The sequence below is a fragment of the Bradyrhizobium sp. 134 genome, assembly GCF_023074155.1.
In the GTDB taxonomy this organism is placed as follows: domain Bacteria; phylum Pseudomonadota; class Alphaproteobacteria; order Rhizobiales; family Xanthobacteraceae; genus Bradyrhizobium.
The window spans coordinates 1-21098 of the sequence record NZ_JADPKX010000082.1 but is presented as its reverse complement, the minus strand read 5'-3'; the positions used below and the strand labels follow the sequence as shown (position 1 = coordinate 21098).

The window sequence follows — 21098 nt, the reverse complement described above, 5'->3', positions numbered from 1 at the left end:
GACGATGTCGCGCAGGGCATCAGCGTCCCAATCCCCGCGACCCAGGATCGCCTGCTGCCGCCATGGGCCGGGATCGCCAGCCGCCTCCGCGCGCATCCAACCGGTCTTGCGCTGCTCATCTCCGAGCAGACCTTCCAGGAACAGGCCTGCATTCGTCGCCACACGCTCTTGCGTGAACAACGGACGTATCCGCTGCTTGACCTCTCGAAGCGACGCCGCCCACAACGCAAGCGTCTCCTCAATCGACGCGGCGCGCGTCCACGACATTCGAATCATGGTTGCCCATGGATTCAGAAGCCCGCAAACAAAGCAACTGTAATGCTAGGGTCTGTACCTAATTTGCGCCACGTGATTCTCTTCCGCATATTTTGATTCGGGGACGAGCGATGCGTGGCGGCCTGTTTTGGTTGAATGATAAGCAGTGGGCGCGGATAGAACCTCACCTGCCGACGGGACTGACCGGACCGGATCGGGACGACGATCGGCGCATTATCAGCGGCTTCATTCAAATGCTGCAATCGGGTGCGCGGTGGATCTACAATCGCTTCAATCGTTGGGCAAAGCGCGGACGATGGTGCGCGATCTTTGAAGCGCTGGCCAAGCCCGGCAAAGATGCCGTCGCGCTTTCGCTCGACTCGACCTCGATTAAAGCTCACCGGTGTGCCTCCGGCGGAAAAGGGGGGAGCACAATCAAGCAATCGGCCGCTCGCGAGGCGGCCGCACGACAAAACTCCATGCGCTGAGCGATGCCAGGCGGAGCGACGATTACCCGCCCAAGGCGAAAGCGATCGTCCCTGAGCGTCGACGGGCTGAGGCGGGATCGGGGCAGCAGCACGCCATGGATCGCGACGGCGGCGCCGATCTCGATGTGTGCACCCGGGGCCGCACCGACAGTCTTGATGAGCGGCGCGGCGCCGCCGGCGCACGATCCCTTCCGAAAGGGTCCGCGCTCGAGGCCGAAGACGGAAACCGGCCCAGGCGGCGGGCAGACGAACACGAGATCGCCGACGACGACTTGCCGACCGATTGGCACGCCTACCCGGTCTATTTGACGAACGAGAAGAAGCTGGCGCCACGCTCGGTGCAAGTGACCGTCGCGGCGCTTCGATTTCTCTACCGCGCCACGCTCGGCCTCGATTGGGATTTCGACCAGATCATTCAGTGCGCCAAAGGCGCCAAAGACACTGGCCTTCATTCTCAGCCCTGAGGAGGTGCTGCATCGCCAAGCCGACCGACCGTCAGCCCAAAACCGCCGCCGCATGACCGGCCCGTCCGTCACCAAAATTTGGCGATAGCTCATTTCCGGAGCCGGCTCTGCGATCGGGGTTGAAGTCTACGTAGCGTCAGGTTGTACAGTCCGAATCATACATGCGGTGAAGCTTCATGATCGGAAGGAGAGGCTTCAATGTCCTAAGAGCGCAGGTGCGTTGGAGTATTGATTGTGCAGGCACGGCCGGCTGGTTGTAGCTAATGTGAGGACATTGAACTGAAGACGAAGAGAGTTTGCAAGGGAACTTCTCAAACCCCGGACGCCTTCCAACAGCAATGGGGCGGCCCAGTTTCGATCGCGGTGTGGCCGCATGCCCTTCTTGCCTGGAAGGGGGGAGGCGGCACCATGGCTTTTTGGACCGTGCGAGTATTTGGTTTCGTTGGTTTAAGGTTTGGCGATAGCTCAGCTGTTGCCCAGGAATCCGGGGCGCTCTTCTGCGGCAATGCACGAGCTCGGAGCGCGCGCGATAACGGTCCCTTGTTGTTCAATTGGCGATCTTGACGTCTAGCTTTTCGCGCCGGTGTCGCTGCCAGGCGGCTTGAAGAGTCGTCTCATCTAGTAGGAGAGTGGTGTGGAACCGATCTATAACGATCCGGACTATTGGATGCGCTGGCACGCCGAGCTGCAGGAGCTGCAGAGTGCGCGGCAAGAGGCGGATCAAGCTGGCTTCGAGCAGCAATTGGGCGAGCTGCAACTCCGCTCTCCTGAGGAGAGTTCGGGGGGTAGTTCCCCCGACACTCCAGCCGCACGGTCGCATGAAAACATCCAGCGTACGGACGTTGGTGGTTCGATGCGAATGCCGCCAAGGTCCAATCTGCGGAGCAATGCGTTCAGCAGCGCGCGTCACAGCGTCGATGTTCCGCACGCTCATCTTGGTTCGGCTGCAAATAATTACCGGTCTGACTTGCGGGAGGGGCCATTCAGCAGCATGCGCTACGCAGCGCCCTCGGAGGAACAACCTACGGCGCGGACGAAGGACAACAAGCCCCGTGGACTGTTCTCTCGGGTCAAATCAGGACTAAGCAAAGTCTTTGGAGGAAGCCACCGTGAGAAGTGGTCCGGCGGCCCAGCGTTTGATGTCGTCTCCTCGGAGCTTCGCATGGACTTTGCAAAGCGCAGTCGTCCGTCCGAGGCAGACCTGGAGCTGATTGAAGAGTTCAAGACGGCATTGGGCAGCGCGAACCGTACCGCGAAGACGATCGATAATTATGTGATGGCTCTTCGAAAGTTCAGCGAATTCCTCCAACCCAAAGGCGTCACTCTGAACGACCTGCTTGGCAATGCTGAGCTGCTGACAGCCTATAAAGATGAATTTAATAAGGTGGCGAGCGCCAATAGCAGGCACCATGTGGGGCCAGCCTTGAATGCACTCCAGAATTTCCAGGCTGGAAATCCCATATCCGCCCCAGCCTGGGTGGGTACGCGAGCGCAACCGATGCACCCCGAGGACGAGCGGATGATCGGCCAGTTCGTGGAAAACGTCAAAAGCTACAGAGTTGCTCCCGATGGCACCAGAGGCCGCGGGACTGGAACGGTTCCCCCTGATACGATCAGGAACAATATGATAGCGCTCAACGGGTTTGCTCGTTGGCTCCGAGCGCAGAACAAGGATCCCCTGGCTCCTCGGGCGTTCAACGAGCCAAGGTCGCTCGCCGTCGACATCGACGAGTACGTCGAAGCTGGCGGCGATCATGATGATCGCCTCAGCGTGGCATTGTCTCATCTTCGCAGGATCGGGGCTGACGGGCTCCAAGCTGTCGGCGCCGGGCCCCGCCTGATGGGGCGCCAAACATTGGCGGCTCATCCGGAGGACGTCTCCATCATCGATGACTTTTTGACGGACGCTCTATCCAAGCTTGGATCCGACGCGACTCGCAAGGAGAAACACGACGCTTCGACGAAGGCGTCCAGCCTACGCTCTTTTAGTGATTGGCTTCGAAGAGAGGGCAGGCCGAGCATCATGGACCGCATCGAGGGCAATGCTGAGCAGCAGCGGTCATTGAGCGCAGATCATTCGGCGTACCAGAAAGCCACAAAGCCGGGCGCCCCACTCAATCTCTTTCGACAATACCTGGGTCTCGAGACCAGGCGACACAGACAACGACCTCGTGCTTATGACGACGACGCCAGCCTGATCGCGAGCCTGGCTAACGAAGAGCTGAGAAACCTCGACCCAGCTTCCGAACAGAGAAGAAAAATAATTCAACAGACTGCTTCGATCCGACGCAAGTTCAGTGATTGGCTCCGCACAGAGGGTAGGGAGAGCATCGCGAGTCGAATCAACGGCAATAGTGAGCAGCAGCGCTCGCTGGGCGCAGACCTCCGGGCTTTCAGGGAAGCCACAGGGAGAGTTGATAGCGTGGGTCTCAAGAAGCTCAAGCAGTATCTGCTACTCGTTGAGGCAAACAGAGCGCTGGGTGTGAGCTTCCCTGAGCAGAGGGCTGGGTCGAACTCAACCTCAACCTGGGCGCGAGATTTGCCGACTCCGCCGTCCGAAAGTGAGTGGCCGCCGCTGCTAGGTCCGTTTGGGCAGGCCGGCTTGCAGGAACCGGCTAGGTCGAGCTCGACCTGGTCCCCGCGCGTGCCGTCCGACTTCGATCCAAGTGAGTGGCCGGCGCCGCAAGGCCCGGTTGGACCGACCGGTTGGCAGGACCCGGCCGGCTCGAGCTTCACCTGGTCTCCACGAGTGCCGTCCGGCTTCGAGTGGCCAACTCCGGAGGGCGCGCCAGCTCGGTCCTCAGACATCTACCGCGATTTGACTTCTTTCGCTGATCTGCCGTCCACACCGCAGGAAATGCGTGACGACGCCCAGTCAAGGCCGGTGCTCAGCCCGACCGGCAGACCGCCGTTCTTCATCGGTCCATCAGGCAAGCCGCAAGAGCTCGAGGAGATCGGATATCTCGTCGGCGAGGATTGGCAGCATGGCTCACAGGCGGTGCCGGACTTCCTGCTCGATGTACTGGACAATAGAATGCTGTTGCCGAGTTCGCGAATGGCTCCCCAGCCGGTCTCTATCAACGGTGAGACCTACTCCATCGCATTGGGGCCGCGAGGACGCCGCGACGCCCAACTGATCCATCACCCTGGCCCATCCTCGGTTCCTGATGCCCGGATCGGCGCTTCGACGGCGAGTGCCTCTGCCGGCGACCGCAGCGGACGGGTGCTCGGAGCCAGGGAATGGCTGGGTGACGCGCATATCCAGCGGGACTACGAGCTCCTGTCGCAGGAGTTGCGGCAAAGCAATCCAAACCTCGCCGCCCGGACCCGGTTCGTCGATCCTCTTATCGCCTTTCAGGTGGGCCATGGTACGGAGGGCGACGCCCTGAACGCATTCCATCGCATTGTCAACGATCTGAATGGCAACGATACGGCCGACTTCCTGTTCTTGCCGGTGAGTGATGCGAGCGCTACGGACCTCCTTGACCGCGGCTCCCATTGGTCGTTTCTGCTGGTAGATCGCCGCGATCGCGACAGGCCGGTTGCCTATCACTACGACTCCTTAGAGCCATACAATGCCGGACCTGCAGAAACGCTCGCAGCGCGGGTGGGAGCCGATTTGCGAGATGCCCTCATACGCGAGCAGAGGAACGGCTATGATTGCGGTGTCTTTGTGGTCGATGGTACCCGGGAGCTGGTCAGACGGCTCGCGGGAAGACGGCAGGCAGATCTGAACCTCCTCAACCTCGTCGTCGACCGGCAGGCATTGCAAAACCGACTAAGGGGCTGATGTCGGCTTCAACTGAATAGCGCGCGCAGCTGGTTGAAGGGGTTGAAGTGCAACTTCGCCCCGATTGAAGGTCTGCAATCGGCCCGTTCGCAGAGCATGATGGTGTCTCACAACGAGAGCGGAGCCGGAGCTAGCCCGTCTTATTCGCCGGCGTGCTGAGAGGTTGGCGAGCGTGGCGTAAAGCGCTGATGCGGCGTAGGATGTCGTCCGTGAAGTTTCCCGCAACGCGCTGGTTCAAGCGTAGTGCGGCTGGCGGATGATGCACCGGAGCCTCTGCATCAGGGCCGCAAAAGCCGTTCGAACCAGCGCAGCAAAAGGTGGAAGTTGAAGCCGGCGGCGGCAAGGACGGGGTTGATTCGGTCGCGGGCGCGGCCCTTGAGGTGGTTGCGGCTCATGCGGTGTTCGGCCTTGAGGTGACCGATCACCGGCTCGACCGCGGCGCGGCGCTTCATCTCGCGGCGGATGGATGGTCTTGGTGACGCGGCGGACAGAGCTGACCCCGGTTGTTTGGACAGCGCCCCGCGGGGGTTTAAGTGGATTCCTGCCGGGTTATGCTGAACGCGGGGCCTTACGATTTTGTCGTTGCGTCGGGAGGGCGTAGCCCGACCAGAGCGACGACAAAATCGTCGGCGACGGTCATGCGACCATCACCATAGCTTGCGTGCCGAAGTAAGCCTCGTCGGGCGTGCGCCCGTCAAGGCTCGAGTGAGGGCCTCCCTGATTGTAGAAGGCCAGATACTTGGCAATTGACGCTCGCGCCTCGGACACGCTGTCGTAGGCGCGGAGATAAACTTCTTCGTATTTGACCGTGCGCCAGAGCCGCTCGACAAACACGTTGTCGCGCCAGGCGCCCTTGCCGTCCATGCTGATGGCGATCTTCGCGTCCAGCAGCACATCGGTGAACTCGAGGCGGGTGAACCTGGCTGCCCTGGTCCGTGTTGAAAATCTCGGGCCTGCCGTGCTTCGCCAACGCCTCCTGGACCGCTTCGACGCAGAAGGCCGCCTCCATTGTGATCGAGACGCGATGGGCCAGGACCCGTCGGCTGAACACATCGATGACCGCCGCGAGATAGACGAAGCCACGCCGCATCGGAATGTAGGTGATGTCCATTGCCCACGCCTGGTCGGGCCCCTCGATCTTCAATCCGCGCAACAGGTACGGGTAGATCTTGTGACCCGGTGCCGGCTTGCTCGTGTTCGGGCGACGATAGACCGCCTCGATCCCCATGCGCTTCATCAGCGTCGCGATGTGGCGGCGACCGGCGTATACGCCCTCCCGCCGCAGCAACGATCGCAGCATACGCGCTCCCGCGAAGGGATAATCGAGATGCAGCTCATCGAGCCGACGCATCAAGGCAAGGTCCTCGGCCGAAACTGGCCGAGGTTCATAGTAGACCGTGCTGCGAGCCAGCTTCAGGACCTTCGCCTGGCGCACGATAGAAAGATCATGACCGCGGTCGATCATCGCTTTGCGCTCAGCAGGCCCGCCTTGGTGAGCGCGCCGGACAAAAAATCGTTTTCCAACGCCAGCTCGCTGATCTGGCATGTAACGCCTTCAAATCGACCGGCGTCTCGGCCGATGCCTTGTCATGCCCAAACACGCCGGCGGCGCCTTCCAGGAGCTGGTTTTTCCAGATCGTGATCTGGTTCGGATGAACATCAACCAGTTGCGCCAGCTCCGCCAGCGTCTTGTCGCCCTTGACCGCAGCCAAAGCAACCTTCGCCTTGAATGCCGGAGAATGCGTCCGGCGGCTCTTCTTCGTCATCTTCGCTCCTGATTCGCGGCAAGAATCCTCGCCGCTGTCAGGCAGAAAATCCACTCAAACTACTGTCCGAATTTGCGGAGCCAGCTCTCTTGCCGTGGGGCCGTCCGCGTAGCGCGGGGGGAAAGTGAACTGGATCCCATTGTCGGTGAGAACCGTGTGGATCTTGTAGGGGACAGCCGCGATCAGAGCTTCGAGGAAGGTCGAGGCCGAGGTCCTTCCCGTCTTCCTGACCAGTTGCACGAAGGCGACTTTGCTGGTGCGATCGATAGCGACATAGAGGTAGAGCTTGCCTTCAGCGGTCTGGAGCTCAGCAATGTCGATGTGGAAATAGCCGATCGGATAAGCCTCTAATTTTTTCTTCGGAGGCTTGCTGCCTCCGACCTCCGGCAATCGGCTGATCCCGTGGCGCTGGAGACAGCGATGCAGGGATGATCGCGTCAGATGCGGGATGGTCGGCTGGAGCGCATAGAGGCAATCGTCGAGCGGCAATAGCGTATGCCGCCGGAAAGCGACGATGATCGCCTCCTCCTCGATGGAAAGCACGGTCGATTTGGCTTCTTTGGGGCCTGTCGGGAGATCGGCGACGGTCTCGCGCTCCCTCCACTTCGCGACAGTCTTCTGGTTGATCCCGTAGCGCTTGGCGAGCACTCTCAGGCTCTCTTGACTATTTTGTATTGTTCGACGGACCGCCTCCGTCGTCGTGGCGCAGCCGTGTAAAACTTGTCCCATAGCGCATCCTTCGAATCGTGCGATAAGAATGCACCATCAAAACTTGGGACTAAACTCCTAGGCCAGACGTGTTGCACCCCACAGTATTCCTCTGACGGGGCTCTCGAAGGTCGACCGCTGCTCTCATCGGCCGTGATTGGCTCAATGGCTACCCAGATCCATCACAGCTGGTGCGGAGCGTGCGGCTGCACCTGTTGCGTAGCATGGTTCCGATATTCCGATCCTGCCTTCTTGAGGACGATCTGATGGCGTTAACGCCGGATGCTGATGGCCTATTCCAGTTCAGCATTTGAGTTCGAGAGTTCAAGTCCTCGTGCGGGTTTTCCGGGTAAAAGAGAGCACATGCCTATGAGGGACACGATGAAGCACATCAAACGGTCGTTGCGCGTGCTCGGTGGACTTGCTGTCGTCGTCGGCGTCTCTTCCGTGCTCGGATCGAACTATGTACGATCGGAAGCCCTCAATGGCTTTGGCTCTGCAGCGACGGGCGGCCTTGGAGGCGAGGTAGTTCAGGTCAGATCAACCAAAGCTCTGAAGTATGAGTTGTGTCGTTCGTACAGCTTCGGGCGCTGCAATGACAGTAGTCCGCGCGAGATTCAGGTAGCCGGAACCATAGACTTTACCGGTACGGAAGGGCAAGGCGAGGGGCAGGGTTGCCAATACGGCCGTGCTTGTTCGGCACCGTATAAAAGTGAGTCCCTTCTCCTTATAGATGGCAACGATGCGCATTGCGACGGCAAGGAGAAGACATTGGTCGGCTTCGACAGGGCCGGCAAGCACCCGCTGGAGATTGGCTCAAACAAGACGGTGATCGGCGTTGGCCCGAGCGCGACAATCAAAGGGAAGGGGCTGCGCCTAAATGGGGTCAGCAACGTCGTTATTCGCAACCTGACCATCAGTGATATCAATCAAGGCATGATATTTGCCGGCGATGCTATTGCAATTGCACGAGCCGACCTGGTTTGGATCGATCACAACCGGTTTCATAATATCGGGCGGCAGATGATTGCCGGCGGCCTTGGCCCTACGACGAATATTACGATTTCCTGGAACGACTTCGATGGCAGCGATACCTATTCCTCCTATTGTAACGGGGAGCACTATTGGAATCTCCTTTTCTTGGTGTCCCGCAGACGATCACCATCGCAAATAACTATTTCCATGAGATCTCAGGGCGGGCGCCGCACATTGACGGTGCCCAGGCTATTATTCATCTCCTCAACAATTACTTCCACAACACGAATGCGCAACAGAGCGGCGGATTCTTCCATGCAGTGGATGCTGGACCATCTGTGCAAGTGCTGATCGAGGGCAACTACTTTGACAACATTGAAACACCTGTAAAGACTGGTAGTGGACATATCTTTGGCTTGTTGGGCAAATCCAGCCGGACCGTGCAGAACATCTGCCTTACCGTGCTCGGACGTCGGTGCATCGAGAACATCGCGAGCCCAGTGCCGCGGATCAATGGCTTTCGCCTGGATGAAGCCGTAGTTCAATCGTTTGGAGCTCTTCCAGGGTCATCTATTCCTCTCCCATTTCCAGCCGATGCTGTTTCGGCAGTGATCACGGCCAAGGCAGGTCCCGGACACCTTGAGAGCCGGTGATGGTCCGTTCGCAGAGGCGGCTCGAGACTGGCCGATTGCCGCAAACTGTTAAGCGGAGTGCGCATACTGGACGAGAACAGCGCGCAAGGCTGGCTGCCCGACGTTGCACGAGGACCGTATGGCCTTTCTCTTCGAGTGCCGAGCGGTACATTTTCTATCGACTATGCGCCCTATACCTTTCGCCGCCGGCCCGGGTGGGTTGGAAAGAGGGTGGGGGGTGGCATCGAGTTCCTGGCAAACTGTTCGACTCAAACCCGGTCCCGTACCTGAGGGACGTTCACAGCTCCGTTTTCCAACTGGCATGGTGCTTGCTCGAGAGTACCCGTAGCGCGAGGCTCGCCTACGAAACCTAGTCACACGCGCCCTAGTGCGCTTGAAGAATCCGCAAAGCTTGGAAATATTCGCAATGAAACAAACGGCTTCGACCGAGAGGGTCATTCCACTGACCGACGTCGTCAAGCGCGCAGCGCGCATCGGTGTTGAAATCGGAAATATTAAGCTCTCGGGTGATTTACCGCGCCAAACCATCGCTGAGATCACCAGCTTGCTGCTCGAACACAAGGTGATCTTCTTCCGCGATCAGGGGCATCTTGATGACGCGGAGCAGGAGCGATTTGCTGCTTGTTTGGGAAGGCTGGTGCCGCATCCGACACTCGGTACGGTCAATGGAACGGCCTCGATCATCGAGCTTGATTCCGCGCGCGGAGGTAGCCGGGCCGATGTATGGCACGCCGATGGAACCTTTCTCGCGGCGTATCCTAGACTTGCGGTGCTGCGAGCCATTGTGGTCCCATCGTCCGGTGGCGATACGATTTGGTCGAACGCTGTGGCCGCCTATCTGGATCTGCCGCGGCCGCTCCAACGGCTTGCCGACGAACTCTGGACCGTTCACAGCAACGCCTTCGACTACGCTGGGACCTGCCGTGTTCGCGAAATCGACCAGAAGCATTTTGATGAGGTCTTTACCAAAACGATCTATGAGACGGAGCACCCGGTGGTCCGTGTACATCCCGAGACCAGCGAGCGCGCCCTGGTGCTCGGCGATCTGGTGCAAAGGTTTATTGGTATCCCAAAACGCGACGGTCAGAAGCTGTTTGATCTATTCCAGTCTCATATCACGGCACCCGAAAACACCGTACGTTGGAGCTGGAAAGAAGGCGATGTCGCGATCTGGGATAACCGCGCAACGCAGCATTATGCGGTCAACGATTACGGTGACCAGCATCGCGTCGTTCATCGTGCCACAATCGATGGTGACGCGCCCGTCAGCGTCGACGGTCGAAGCAGTGTAACGCGCCTCAAGACGACGAAGCACCCGTCCACGAAGGTTGCCTAGCAAGGCTCGGCAAAATTCACCAATCATGCACTGCTCTTATCGCATGTTCGCGCGAATAGATGTTTGAGAAGAGAAGTGAACCCAGCAGAACGCCACGCGCAATTGGATGGGAGGGCTAACGCGCCGCAGACTCGGGAGGCGACCTCCTTGCTGGAGTAAGATGCTAAAGCTCGTCTCGACCGACGAAAATGAGTCAGCATTCGAGTGGCGCAAGTCATCCGGCCGCGTCCGGTCGATTTGCCGCCGAAGGGGGGGCACGTGTCCGTCGACCTCGCGCATTGCCATTCGGCCAGCGCCACGACCGTCGGACAGATACAGCGATTACCGTAGTTGGGTAGCTTTGGCATCTGTGTCGCGGTTCCGCTTACCACACCTCTTCGGCGTGAACTAAGCTCCGAGGGCACGATTTCGGCCTGTCATGGCAGAGTACGAGCTCGGGCGCGATTCTGACGAGCTGCACCAGCAATCATCCGAAAGCAATGTCGCTGCCGCAAGCTCAGCACTCGATTGAACAAATGAGCATGGGAGATCATTCCGCGGCCGGAGGGTATAGCTCTTGCGCAAGTACGACGTCGGCCTATCGCTCGTAGACCGAAGCAGCAAAGGCTCTAACCTACCATTCCCAACAGCATGCTACGTTGGATATCAAGGCTCAATTTACGCGGTACCCGGCTTCGCGTCAGGAGCAAAGCGGATACCAAAATCGCCGTGATGGGTGGCCCATACCGTTGAAAAGGGCGAGTGGGACATCGACTACATGCCGCTCCGCGCAGTCCTCAGAGCCTAGAAGAATACCGACGTAGATACCAAGATATTCAGGGCGTGTCCTGTTTGCGGCGTGTAGGTAATGCTTGTCGGGTGATTGATGTACGTCAGTCCTACGGTTGTATATATCCCGGGCGCCAGATGCGCCGTATACAGTCCCGAAATTGCTGTGCTGTCCCGGTGCGCCAGCTGCTCTTTCGCCAATGCAGCGTCCACCGCGAAATGGCTCCAGATGGTGTTGTTGACAACAAGACTCATCTGATCAGTGGGCCGGCTGTCAAACAGGCCCTTCGCATACAGGCGAAGCTCGTAGTACTGACTAGCCCTATTTAGGTCAGGCGGAGCGTACATCACAGAGAACCCGCCATAGATTCCGCGAGATGCCGAGCCATGGACGGCAGACTGCCAGAATTGCCTATCCGCAGCTACATAGTAGACGCTGTTCGCCTTGGCCGTCGGTTGCGTCGGATGCTGTAGGTCCGTGTAGCTGCTGTTGTTAAAGCCCACGCCAGCCCGCAGCCAAGTCTCGGGTACGCCGGGAGTAGGCTTGTTCTTATAGCAAACTTCATCAAGCAAAAGAATGCCCGCGTCGCGCGTGCTCCAGTTCAAGCCAGTGGGATTTTCGCTTACATGCGCATATTGACCGGCCGGACTAAGCGAGCGCTGGATTGAGAGCTTGTTATATAAGCGATCGTCAAAGTTGTATTTCAGATTAAGAGCCGGCGTTGGCGCCCAATTGTTGCTCATGCCTGCTTGGAACAGCATCTTCGACGAGGGTCCAAAAACTTTTTCTCCGGCACCCGCAAACTCATGTTGGTTCCTGAGGTAACCCACTTTGAGTTCGATCTTCCTTTCGAACAATGTTTGATAGTAGGAAACTGCATTGATTCCCAGTCGGTCTGGCCCGGCGCTCTTCCATGTCCAATATTGATGCTCGGCTCCCACGACGATCTGACCGTCGGGAATTCCAAACCGAGCGAGGTCATAGGTCACGATCATAGAGTTGACCGTACTAAATGTCGGATTCTGGCCGACATATTGTTGATTGGCGATGGTGCTTCTGGCCGCATTACCGAGTTGATTGTTGATAAACGTGTTTAGGGTCCAGCCAGCGAATCCAATCCCGAGATCCGAAAGCTCGGATCTGACAGAAGCTGTATCCTGATCTACGGTGTCCGCAGGACCAGGACCAGTGAACGCCGCACCTTTTTCGCGGAGCTTCTCGAATTTTGCGAATGGGTCATTCTGCTTTTGACTTCTGCTCTTGGCGGTGACCTCCGCACTATCGCCCGTTGTGGTAGACCTAGCTGCTTTTGGCAGCGAGTTTCCAGAAAGGCGCGCTGCTCCTTTGGGCCTGCCGCTTCGGAAGGTTACAGCCGGATTCGAGATTGTTTGGCTTCTTGCCTCGGCGAGCTCATCGGGGCTGTGACTTCTAGGGCCAGAGATATCACGAGGTTCTGCCTCCGCCGAACTGCAGGCGAGACTAGCTATCAGGGAAAGGAGAATACGCCCTCTTGGCTTCGCACTTGGTCGAGAGATGAAAGCAACTGCGCCAGCCGAGTCTGCCCGCATGGATACTGGCGCTATACCGCAACAATGCATCGTGATTTCCACGTCCGTCGATTTGAATAAGGTGCACGTCCACCTGACGGCCTAGGCCGGTTCGCGATCCTAGCGCTCAAGGCGATGTAGGTGACGCTTGAGGCCAGGCGGCATCTTTATGCCAACGAGACCCGCCCAGCCTTCCGTGCTATCACCACTGCTGGCGCAGCGTGGCCAACCTGGTGGTACCCAGCGCGGCGCAACCCAGCCGCTCGATCGCTAATCGAGTGCAAGCATCTGCTGCACCGTGTCGAGTCGGAGAGTGGCCTGCTCGATGTGACGTTCGCTGGCAAGAGATTGGCGGCCAGCGCACGGAGCCCAGGGAGTCTCGCGACAAATCCGCTGCCACGAGGATGTTCTTCAACAGAGAGCCCCGCCAGTAGCTGAGCTCGCATAAGAACACGCCGGACCCTAGAAACGCCTGCAGCTCGGTCCATGGGATGAAGCACAGGCGGGCAGAAGGGGCTAACATCTTTTGACGCCCGTAAGCTCGCTGAGGCCGGCACGAGGCCTTGATTGGCTCTCATGGGAAGGTGGAGAGCGCGATTGGAGGCGTTTTGATAGCTGCGGGACCAGACAGAACATCCATCAGCTCGATTGGATTTACCGAATCTATATCGCATCGCGACTTCGTCCTTGATGTGGCCCGAGCGAGTTTCACCGGCAATGACTGGCATGTGTCCGTCATCTGCATCAATTGCTAGGTTTAGTAGGTTGACGGGGCGCGGGACGTCGGCCTCGCTGTGCGAATCGTAGGTATCGTGCCGCTCGGCGCGAGACCGTCCCGGCGTCAGTGACGAACTCCGGTATGGCAGCATCGACTAGTGCCATTCGGGAAGGCCTTCGATTCCGGTTGCGCGAGGCTCTTACGGGAAACTTGCTTCGATCCCGCGGGATCCGGTTCTAACTGTGGTGCTCGATTATCGTTGGCGCCGTGTCGCGCCGGCGCTGGTCCTTTTTGTGCTCTTTGGTCTAGCTCATCGCGTCGACCAGCTGTTGCTCTGGATTGCACGCAGCGGACCGTAGCGATCCAGGTCGAGCGGCGACCATGCACATCAATAGGATCCGTCGTGCATCACCACGAAGCGCTCCTCTTTGCTGGGAGTTCCAGCGTAGATCGCAGGCTGATTGCGGTATCCCGCGCTGCCAGCGCTTGAGGAGGTCGAAATATCCTCGTACAGCCGGACGAGCTTGATCAGGTTTTCGATACCGAAGTCGCTGAACGCCTAGATCTCATCTTCTCCGGCGCGCTAGACCCAGATGAAGCCGTCCTCGATCGCCATTTTGTTGGCGGCCTCCCGCAGCCAGTCGTCGTCCTGGTCGAGGTCCGCGGCCACACGGGCAATGGTGGTGATGTGATGAACTTTGTCGGTCACGCCGCTTGAGCGGACTGCGTTGCAGTCGGGGGCGTCCAATTCCCGGCAGCAACTCGCCTAGCCGTCTTCGCGGTAGGGCCGGGTCGGCTCTCGTCGCGCAGCTGCGCACGGCGTCGTTTACGAATTTGGCGCTGTACGTGAGTGCACCAGATGAGCGAAAATCGTTACCCGGGCTTCTGGGCGCATAACGGAAGGTGATGCATTCATACGATCAGCGCTCCTTGGCTGGTCTTAGCAGAGCGGCGCGCCAAGATAAGCATCGAATGCGGCGGCCACAGCGCGAGTTAGAAAACGATGCTCCTGCCTCACGCGGATGAATCCCTTTTCCACCTCCACGATCCCATCCTCGGCGAGCATTGCCAAGCGTTCGGGTGAACCGAGGAAAGGGACCGGGTCAAATCCATGAGTCATGCAAATTGCCGGCACGTCGACTTCGAAATCGCACATCAGTCGCTCGATGATTGCGGCCCGGACGCGGTCTTCGAGGCTGAGACAGTAGCCCTTTGCCGTCGCCAGACGGCGGGCATTGATTTGGTCGCTGTAAGAACCCGCTTCAACTTCGTTCTGGACGTAACCGTCGCCAAGGCGGCCGATGGCCGACGGGCCAAAGCCGATGACTTTATGGCGGGTGTCGGCCGAGTAACCCAGTGAGTTCCGCCGCAGGCGACCGGCTTTCTGCGCCAGCGTGAGCTCATCGTCCGGCAAGGCGAAATGGTCGAGTCCGATTTGGCGGTAGCCCGCAGCAATCAGTGTATTGGCCATCGCCGCGGCCTGTTCTGCACGGGCAGGGCTGTCTGGCAGCGTTGCCTCGTCGATCAGGCGCTGGTTCTTCTTAAAGGAAGGAACGTGCGCGTAGCCAAATACCGCAAGCCGGTCTGGTCGCATGGCCACCGCCGTAGTCGCGGTCTGAACGCAGGACTGCACCGTCTGATTTGGCAGACCGTAGATGAGGTCGAAGTTGATGCGGATTACTCCATGCTGCCGCAGCATTTCGACAGCGCGCTCTGTTTGTGCCTCACTCTGAACGCGGTTAATGGCCTTTTGAACAATTGGATCGAAGCTCTGGACGCCCAGGCTCGCCCGGTTCACGCCGGCAGCCGCTAACGCTTCGGATGTGGCGAGCGTGAACGTGCGCGGGTCGATCTCAACAGCGATGGCGGCCGTTTTCGAAACCGCAAAGCGGCGGCGCAGAAGTTCCATCAGCGCCCCGAACTGCGCGGGCTCGATGAGGGTCGGCGTTCCACCGCCGAAGTGCACGTCGCTCACAGGCAGCCGTTGCGGCACCTGCGCCCCGACCAACTCGATCTCCTTACGAAGAACCGCCAAATATTCTAGGATGGGTGAATCCCGGCGAGTGATGCTTCGAGCGAAGCCGCAATACCAGCAAATCGATCGACAGAACGGAACGTGGAAATAGAGCGACACGGACTCATTAACCGGCAGGCGCTGCAGCCATTTCTCACAGGCTTCGGCGCCGACCACCGTGGAGAACTGGGCTACAGTTGGATAAATGGTGTACCAAGGAAGGCGAGCATCGCAATACTTTTCCAGGACCGAGGTCTGCAACGATTGTTATCCTATGTTTACGAAGTTTGTGGTCGCAAGCGAAGTCTTTTGCATTCCTTTTTGCCGATAGTATCCGGAATGTCGCTAGACAATTGGAAGCTTGCGTGACGGCCGATCTGCTGACGAAACGCGGTGTGGGATAGCAAGCCGTTCCTCTCGAAGACAGAGAACAACTGCTGCAGGCGAGATACTCGAATCAACACGGCCACGGCGGGGCCCCAGATTCAACTCCGCTTCGCGAATCTCCGACGTTCGCCAACGAGACATCCGCCGGGGCCGTTGACGCTGCTAGAGCTGGAACTGCTCCACGACCTGACTCGTGAGAGGTTCATCGATCAAATTTGATACGTCGCCTCGCAATCTTCAGCAACTGACCAGGTTTGGTAGTTGACTTCTGCCTGGCGTATTCCCCATCCACCCAGGGATCCTGCGCCGGCTCGGGGACATCCCGGTACGTAGTCGACTTCACCAATGCGCGGATCGTCGGTGTCGCGCGGCGCCACGGCTGTTGGCGTGAGTCTGTTCTCGAGTTGGTATGGAAAAAGTAATCACCGGGTAGGCGAGCGAGAAGTGATCGATGCAATTGAACAGCCGTTTCAGACTTGCCACCGGTTTTGCACAGATCGTCAAGGCACCTATGGTGGGTGGTGGTCGTCTTGTGCCTGGGCACTGCAGGGGTCTATTTCTTCGACCGAGGTCGGACAATATCTCGAGAGCTCGGCGGTCCGTGAAGTTGCTCCAAGGCTGAGCTTGTCACCGACGCCGGGGCGGTACCTGTCGGAGGTTCCATCCGGACAGGCTCACGGTCAAGCGGCTTCACCCGAGCTCGTGTACTTCGTCGGGCAGGCGTGTGCAGAAACTTCCAAACACCGGCGCAAGCCAGGACGTCGGGCGCTTCCCCGAAGACGCATAGCCGAAACCGAGGCTCAAGAACCAGAACGCATTCTTCTTCTAATTCAGAGCATCCAGCCTCTTGAGATTGAATGAATTGACCTACGATCGAGCCTCCGCCGCGAACAGTCTACTCGACGCCACTGTTTGTCCCATAGCCACAAAGCGCGCAAACCAACAAGCAAATCGTCCGAATGGACCATCCGGCGCATAGGCCCGGGAGATCGCGGCGCGCCTGATAGCTCTACGCGGTATTCCTGACTGCCTCAGCTAGCATCGCGTAAAGCTGCCGCTTGCTCATTTCCTGAGGCTGGCTATCTAGCGCCCTTTGCGACAGCTTCTTTCCGACGAAGTCGCGACCAGCCGCCATCGCCGTCGGCCCTCGCTTCGGGGCGGGTCTAATCTTGGGTTTTGCTGTTGGTGGCTTGTGACCTCGAGTGAGGCCCAACCGAGCTAGCCTGCCGCAAACTGCGTTGCGACTGCACTCGAGATGACGCGCGATCTGCGCGGCACTCTGTCCCGCGGCCCAGAGCTTTTCCAGCTGTGCCAATTCTCTTCTATTCCAGCGCATGGAGGATACTTTAGTGCCAGTTGTGACGCCCAGGTTAGTTTACTCTTCGTCCGGCTCGCGCACGATCGCCGGTTTGGTCTCCTGTTCATTCATTCTAAGAAAGCCCGCTCGCGAGTGAAGGAAAACGAGTGTCCTTGGCACACCGCGCTCTCTTCTTAGTCCCTACCGTGATTAGGGTGCCATCTGCTCGCGTAATATAAGTAGTCGAGTGGCAACCGGGCGTGCCGCTGGGTGCCATCGCGGCGAGTGCTTGCGTCCTGATGTTGACTACCACAAAGCGAGTTCGCGCGCCTCCCCAATCTTGATAGGGGAGCTTCGCTCGCCTTTCCACTTTTCTTTATCGACGGGGGCCGAACCAAGTTCCCAAGTAACTTCGGCCGTAAGATAATTTCAGAGAGCTCTCGCGAAGCCGAGCCATGACATCCGTCACACATTGTTACTGTAGGGCCCAGCTCGCTGTGTTTCGACCGAGCTTCCATGCGAGTGCAAAATAGCGCATGAGCCGATCTTTCAAAATTTCACGCCAATGTCCGCGAGACAATCATGACAGCCTTATCGGCAGAGAACGCTTGCGAGGAGGCTGACATCCCGCTGAGCCGTTTTGATGTAAGCGAGCCCAAGCGTTTTGAAGGTGATACCGTTTGGACTTGTTTCGAGCGGCTGCGAAGGGAAGATCCCGTCCATTATTGCGAAGGCAGCCCGTACGGTCCATATTGGTCGATAACAAAATACCGCGACATCGTAGCCGTGGATTCAAATCACACAATATTCTCGTCAGAGCGAAGCGTCACAATTGTGGACCCGCCGCAGAAGTATTAGACTCCCAGTTTTATTAAGATGAAGTCCTCCTGTCCATGCTCAGCAGCGTAAGACTGTCAGTCCGATCGCGGCATCGGAGAACGTGGCGCAACCTCCGAATGGTCATGCGTCGTGAACAGCACCACCGCGATGCCGACCACAGCACGGTCGCGGATATCGTCGCGACGGTGGACAGAACGCTCATTGCCCTGAGAGCGCCTGACCTTGCCCCCAGGTTTTATCCAATCCTGAGTTCGGCCGTGCCGTTGGATTTGCCCGGTTGGGTGGTGGCAGCGACGGGAGCTGGCGCGGAGCCTTCGGCATAGCGCAGCGCCAGATCCCGGCGCGGGTGGCAGGTCATCGCGAACTCGGACGGGGTTCTCCATCCGAGCTGCGAGTGTGGTCTTGTGTCGTTGTAATCGGCCCGCCAACTTCCAAGCGTGACGCGGGCTTGTGCCAGTGACGTGAACAACGTCTCGTTCAACAGCTCATCCCACAGCCGAAGGCGTTCTGCATGGGTTTGCCCGGCGCGATGTCGTGCCATTCGACACGGCTTTGGTCGGCCCACACCAGGATGGCGTTGCTGGTGAGTTCGCTGCCGTTATCGCTGACCACCATCCTGGGCTTGCCGCGCTCGATCATCAGCCGGTCCAGTTCCCGCGCCACACGCCCGTTAGGCCCCTCCTAGACCAATGGATAAACGCCACTGCAAAAAGGATCCTCCAATTCAAAGTAGACCAGCTTCGGGAGGTTCGTACTCCAACTGGTGGATCCAGTCCGGCCCTGAACCGCCAGGCAGAGCTCTAACATTCGACTAGGCCTCGGGCCGCAATTATGCGAGTCTTGCAGCATTTCGAGGCGTGTCGGAAACGGAGGGACCGATGTGCGATCGTTAACTGCGTGTCTCTTTCGGCGTGGTTGGAGTTGGGACGGGTAAAGTCCTGGGACACTCAAAGTGACATGTGCCAGTGAAAGTACGCTCCACGACTGGACCGTAGGTGAACGTGTAGTCGTTTGCGAAGCGGCTGGACCGCGTCTGAGCGGCAAGCAAGGAGTCGTTCTCGGGTTCGGTGCTACGCGCAGCAGGCTTCGCGTGTTGCTCGACGGTTCTAGAGGGCCGATCACGTTGCACATCACCTTCGTGGACCCGGTCGTGCAGCCCGATCGCGCTTGAGAATGGTGCTGCCTACGAGGGGAAAATCCGCCGGCGTAGCACAATCGCAGCGCGGAAGCGGAAATGTGCGCCATTCTGGAGGCCGCCGTGCGTCCCGAGGGCCGGCTGCGCCTCCTGACGGGCGCGCCGGCGTTCCGAGCCAGGCCCCCTGGCCAGGGCGTTGCGGCGGGCCCGCGCAATTAAACCTTCTCCTCAAGGAGTCAAAATCGAGCTGCGTCATCGAAGGCGAGAGCCGCCGCAGGATCTTATCCAGCGGTGGGATAAGGTCATCGGCGAAGCAGGATGGACGCCGCTCGATGAGACGGTGTTCTTGCGCCTGCACCGCATTGTCATCGGTGGATGAGCGTTTCGTGAAGCTCGGCTTTCGGCAGGAAGGCGGTTTCATCGGTGAGCATGACCACGAGACGCAGAGACCCATTCCGGACCATATCAGCGCGCCATCACGAAGATATCGCCTCCCTCGTCCACGGATTGATCGCGTTCGACCAGGCCTCGTCAATTAAGCTTGACCCCGCCGTGGCTGCCGCCGTGCTGGCCTTCGGGTTCGTCTACATCCATCCATTCGAGGACGGCAATGGCCTCACCTGGCACGACGGATTCAATCCGCCGGCATCCACTTTCCGGTTTTCAGCCGCCGTCCTAAGACAAAACCGCCGAATACAAGGACGTATTAGAAAGCTTCGAGTAGATTGCTTCCATGCGTCCAATGGCAGCCTACTCCACAGGGCAACGTCAAGGTCCTGAATGATAGGGCTGACGTTTACCGATTTTTCGATGCAACGCCGCACGCGGAGTTTCTGTACGAATGCGTGCAGAGGACCATCGAACAGGATCTTCCGAAGGAAATCCGGTTCTTGCGGAGCTTCGATACATTCCGAGCGGGCGTCGAAAATATGATGGACTTGCCGGAGCGCACCCTCAACAATCTCTTTTTCTTGCAACAGAATGAAGGGCGACTCTCAAAGCGCGCCCGTGACAACGAATTCTCCCAATTAACGCCAGACGAAGTCGCGAAGATTGAGGAGCTTTATCGAACGGCCTTCTCGAACGACACCGGAACAGCGAGCTAAGCCTGTATCATCTTCATTGGATCATAGCCTGGATGTCGAATCAGAATCCTCGTCGGCGGCCGCCACAGAATATGATCCAAAGGCTCGCCGGGTGCGTGAGTTTTGATCCTAGACGAGACCGACGAGATGGTCGATTCCCTCATCGTATTTTCCGACTACTCGTCGATCGTGCTCCAGAGCGAAAGCGATGAGTTCGAGAAGCTCTGCGCATTGCCGCCCCCTGACGTTCTATCCGATGAGGTGCAGGCTCAGACAGTCGAAGAAATCGACCGGCATCAGGCGCATGGCGGCGGATGGTCCGCGCGTCCCGAACAGATGAAGACCCAGATCGCCGAAACGGAAGCAAGCATTGTGGCCTTTGCTGAACAAGCGAAGTCTGGGGAGACATTCGCGGAGCGCGTGAAGGACGGATTGGTCGCTCACAGGCCAAAGAGCGTTGATCAATGAGCGTTCCGCTCTGAACCGCGAGCTTCCAAGTCGACAGGTCGGGTATCGTCGATCGATCTGTGGAGCAGGGTTGCTCCCATGAGACCAGCCAAGCTGGCGACCGGCATTGAACAGGCCGATGCCGGATGCGCGGTTGCGGTCATTGAGGTTGCTGAAGCGATGAGGGTGATCGACAGGAAAACGAAATGACCGATGCCCCGTACGCAGGAGCATCGGTAGGACACGGATAGGTCGGCGCCGGAGGGCGATACGGGAGCTGGTGTCGGTGCTGGTGCGGCCTATTGGGGTCCACCCGTATACTTGTCAACCGTCGACATGAGCGGCTTCGGGGTCGACAGATTGAACATCAGCCCGAACCGACCATCGGGACCAGTCTTGTCCGGCTCGTCGATCAGCTCGTAGA

At 58.6% G+C, this 21098-nt stretch carries 12 protein-coding genes and 7 pseudogenes; 10 read left to right on the top strand and 9 right to left on the bottom strand.

What is annotated here, in order from left to right:
* A pseudogene (locus IVA75_RS34875) lies at positions 1 to 276 on the bottom strand (IS701 family transposase); the annotation flags it as partial.
* An 89-nt stretch (positions 277 to 365) separates the two neighbouring features.
* Between IVA75_RS34875 and IVA75_RS34870 the strand changes: the two are divergent.
* The 3 genes and pseudogenes from IVA75_RS34870 to IVA75_RS34860 all read left to right on the top strand — a co-directional run.
* Positions 366 to 748: pseudogene (locus tag IVA75_RS34870) on the top strand (transposase); the annotation flags it as partial.
* 90 nt (positions 749 to 838) lie between these two features.
* A complete protein-coding gene (locus IVA75_RS34865; protein ID WP_026233973.1) occupies positions 839 to 1207 on the top strand; it encodes a hypothetical protein in 369 nt (122 codons plus the stop codon).
* 1162 nt (positions 1208 to 2369) lie between these two features.
* Positions 2370 to 4997: a Ulp1 family isopeptidase gene (locus IVA75_RS34860; protein WP_247282781.1), complete on the top strand. Its 2628-nt coding sequence runs from the start codon at positions 2370 to 2372 to the stop codon at positions 4995 to 4997.
* Between the two features lie 278 nt (positions 4998 to 5275).
* On the opposite strand, the pseudogene IVA75_RS34855 reads toward IVA75_RS34860, so the two are convergent.
* From IVA75_RS34855 to IVA75_RS34845, 3 pseudogenes are all read right to left on the bottom strand, one after another.
* Positions 5276 to 5486: pseudogene (locus tag IVA75_RS34855) on the bottom strand (transposase); the annotation flags it as partial.
* A 147-nt stretch (positions 5487 to 5633) separates the two neighbouring features.
* Positions 5634 to 6763: pseudogene (locus IVA75_RS34850) on the bottom strand (IS3 family transposase).
* Between the two features lie 123 nt (positions 6764 to 6886).
* Positions 6887 to 7492: pseudogene (locus IVA75_RS34845) on the bottom strand (DDE-type integrase/transposase/recombinase); the annotation flags it as partial.
* A 360-nt stretch (positions 7493 to 7852) separates the two neighbouring features.
* Here IVA75_RS34845 and IVA75_RS34840 point away from each other — a divergent pair.
* From IVA75_RS34840 to IVA75_RS34830, 3 genes are all read left to right on the top strand, one after another.
* Positions 7853 to 8797: a hypothetical protein gene (locus tag IVA75_RS34840; RefSeq protein WP_088930847.1), complete on the top strand. Its 945-nt coding sequence runs from the start codon at positions 7853 to 7855 to the stop codon at positions 8795 to 8797.
* Positions 8785 to 9099: a hypothetical protein gene (locus tag IVA75_RS34835; RefSeq protein ID WP_157643129.1), complete on the top strand. Its 315-nt coding sequence runs from the start codon at positions 8785 to 8787 to the stop codon at positions 9097 to 9099. The genes IVA75_RS34840 and IVA75_RS34835 overlap by 13 nt, the downstream gene beginning before the upstream one ends.
* Before the next feature lie 406 nt (positions 9100 to 9505).
* Positions 9506 to 10435 (top strand): TauD/TfdA family dioxygenase, encoded by a 930-nt coding sequence (locus IVA75_RS34830; protein WP_018459905.1) that lies wholly within the window; start codon positions 9506 to 9508, stop codon positions 10433 to 10435.
* Positions 10436 to 11218: 783 nt separating this feature from the next.
* Here the strand turns inward: IVA75_RS34830 and IVA75_RS34825 are convergent.
* The 5 genes and pseudogenes from IVA75_RS34825 to IVA75_RS34810 all read right to left on the bottom strand — a co-directional run.
* The gene (locus IVA75_RS34825; RefSeq protein ID WP_247282780.1) at positions 11219 to 12772 is read right to left on the bottom strand and encodes a carbohydrate porin; all 1554 of its coding nucleotides are present in this window, start codon (positions 12770 to 12772) and stop codon (positions 11219 to 11221) included.
* Between the two features lie 1280 nt (positions 12773 to 14052).
* Positions 14053 to 14178 carry a hypothetical protein gene (locus tag IVA75_RS40225; RefSeq protein WP_256374451.1) on the bottom strand — a complete coding sequence of 42 codons (126 nt, stop codon included), beginning with the start codon at positions 14176 to 14178 and terminating at the stop codon, positions 14053 to 14055.
* A gap of 231 nt (positions 14179 to 14409) precedes the next feature.
* Positions 14410 to 15744, bottom strand: coding sequence for an oxygen-independent coproporphyrinogen III oxidase (hemN, locus tag IVA75_RS34820; RefSeq protein WP_018459901.1), 1335 nt, complete (start codon positions 15742 to 15744; stop codon positions 14410 to 14412).
* A gap of 1135 nt (positions 15745 to 16879) precedes the next feature.
* Positions 16880 to 17206 carry a GcrA family cell cycle regulator gene (locus tag IVA75_RS34815; protein WP_083926576.1) on the bottom strand — a complete coding sequence of 109 codons (327 nt, stop codon included), beginning with the start codon at positions 17204 to 17206 and terminating at the stop codon, positions 16880 to 16882.
* 1036 nt (positions 17207 to 18242) lie between these two features.
* Positions 18243 to 18673: pseudogene (locus IVA75_RS34810) on the bottom strand (integrase core domain-containing protein); the annotation flags it as partial.
* Positions 18674 to 19211: 538 nt separating this feature from the next.
* Between IVA75_RS34810 and IVA75_RS34805 the strand changes: the two are divergent.
* The 4 genes and pseudogenes from IVA75_RS34805 to IVA75_RS34790 all read left to right on the top strand — a co-directional run.
* Positions 19212 to 19298: pseudogene (locus IVA75_RS34805) on the top strand (plasmid stabilization protein); the annotation flags it as partial.
* 273 nt (positions 19299 to 19571) lie between these two features.
* Complete coding sequence (locus IVA75_RS34800) at positions 19572 to 19922, top strand: Fic family protein (RefSeq protein WP_245288556.1); 351 nt, start codon at positions 19572 to 19574, stop codon at positions 19920 to 19922.
* A 110-nt stretch (positions 19923 to 20032) separates the two neighbouring features.
* Entirely contained in the window at positions 20033 to 20248 is a 216-nt protein-coding gene (locus IVA75_RS34795; RefSeq protein WP_247359667.1) for a hypothetical protein, read from the top strand.
* Positions 20249 to 20374: 126 nt separating this feature from the next.
* A complete protein-coding gene (locus IVA75_RS34790) occupies positions 20375 to 20695 on the top strand; it encodes a hypothetical protein (RefSeq protein ID WP_157643128.1) in 321 nt (106 codons plus the stop codon).
* Positions 20696 to 21098 lie beyond the last annotated feature (403 nt).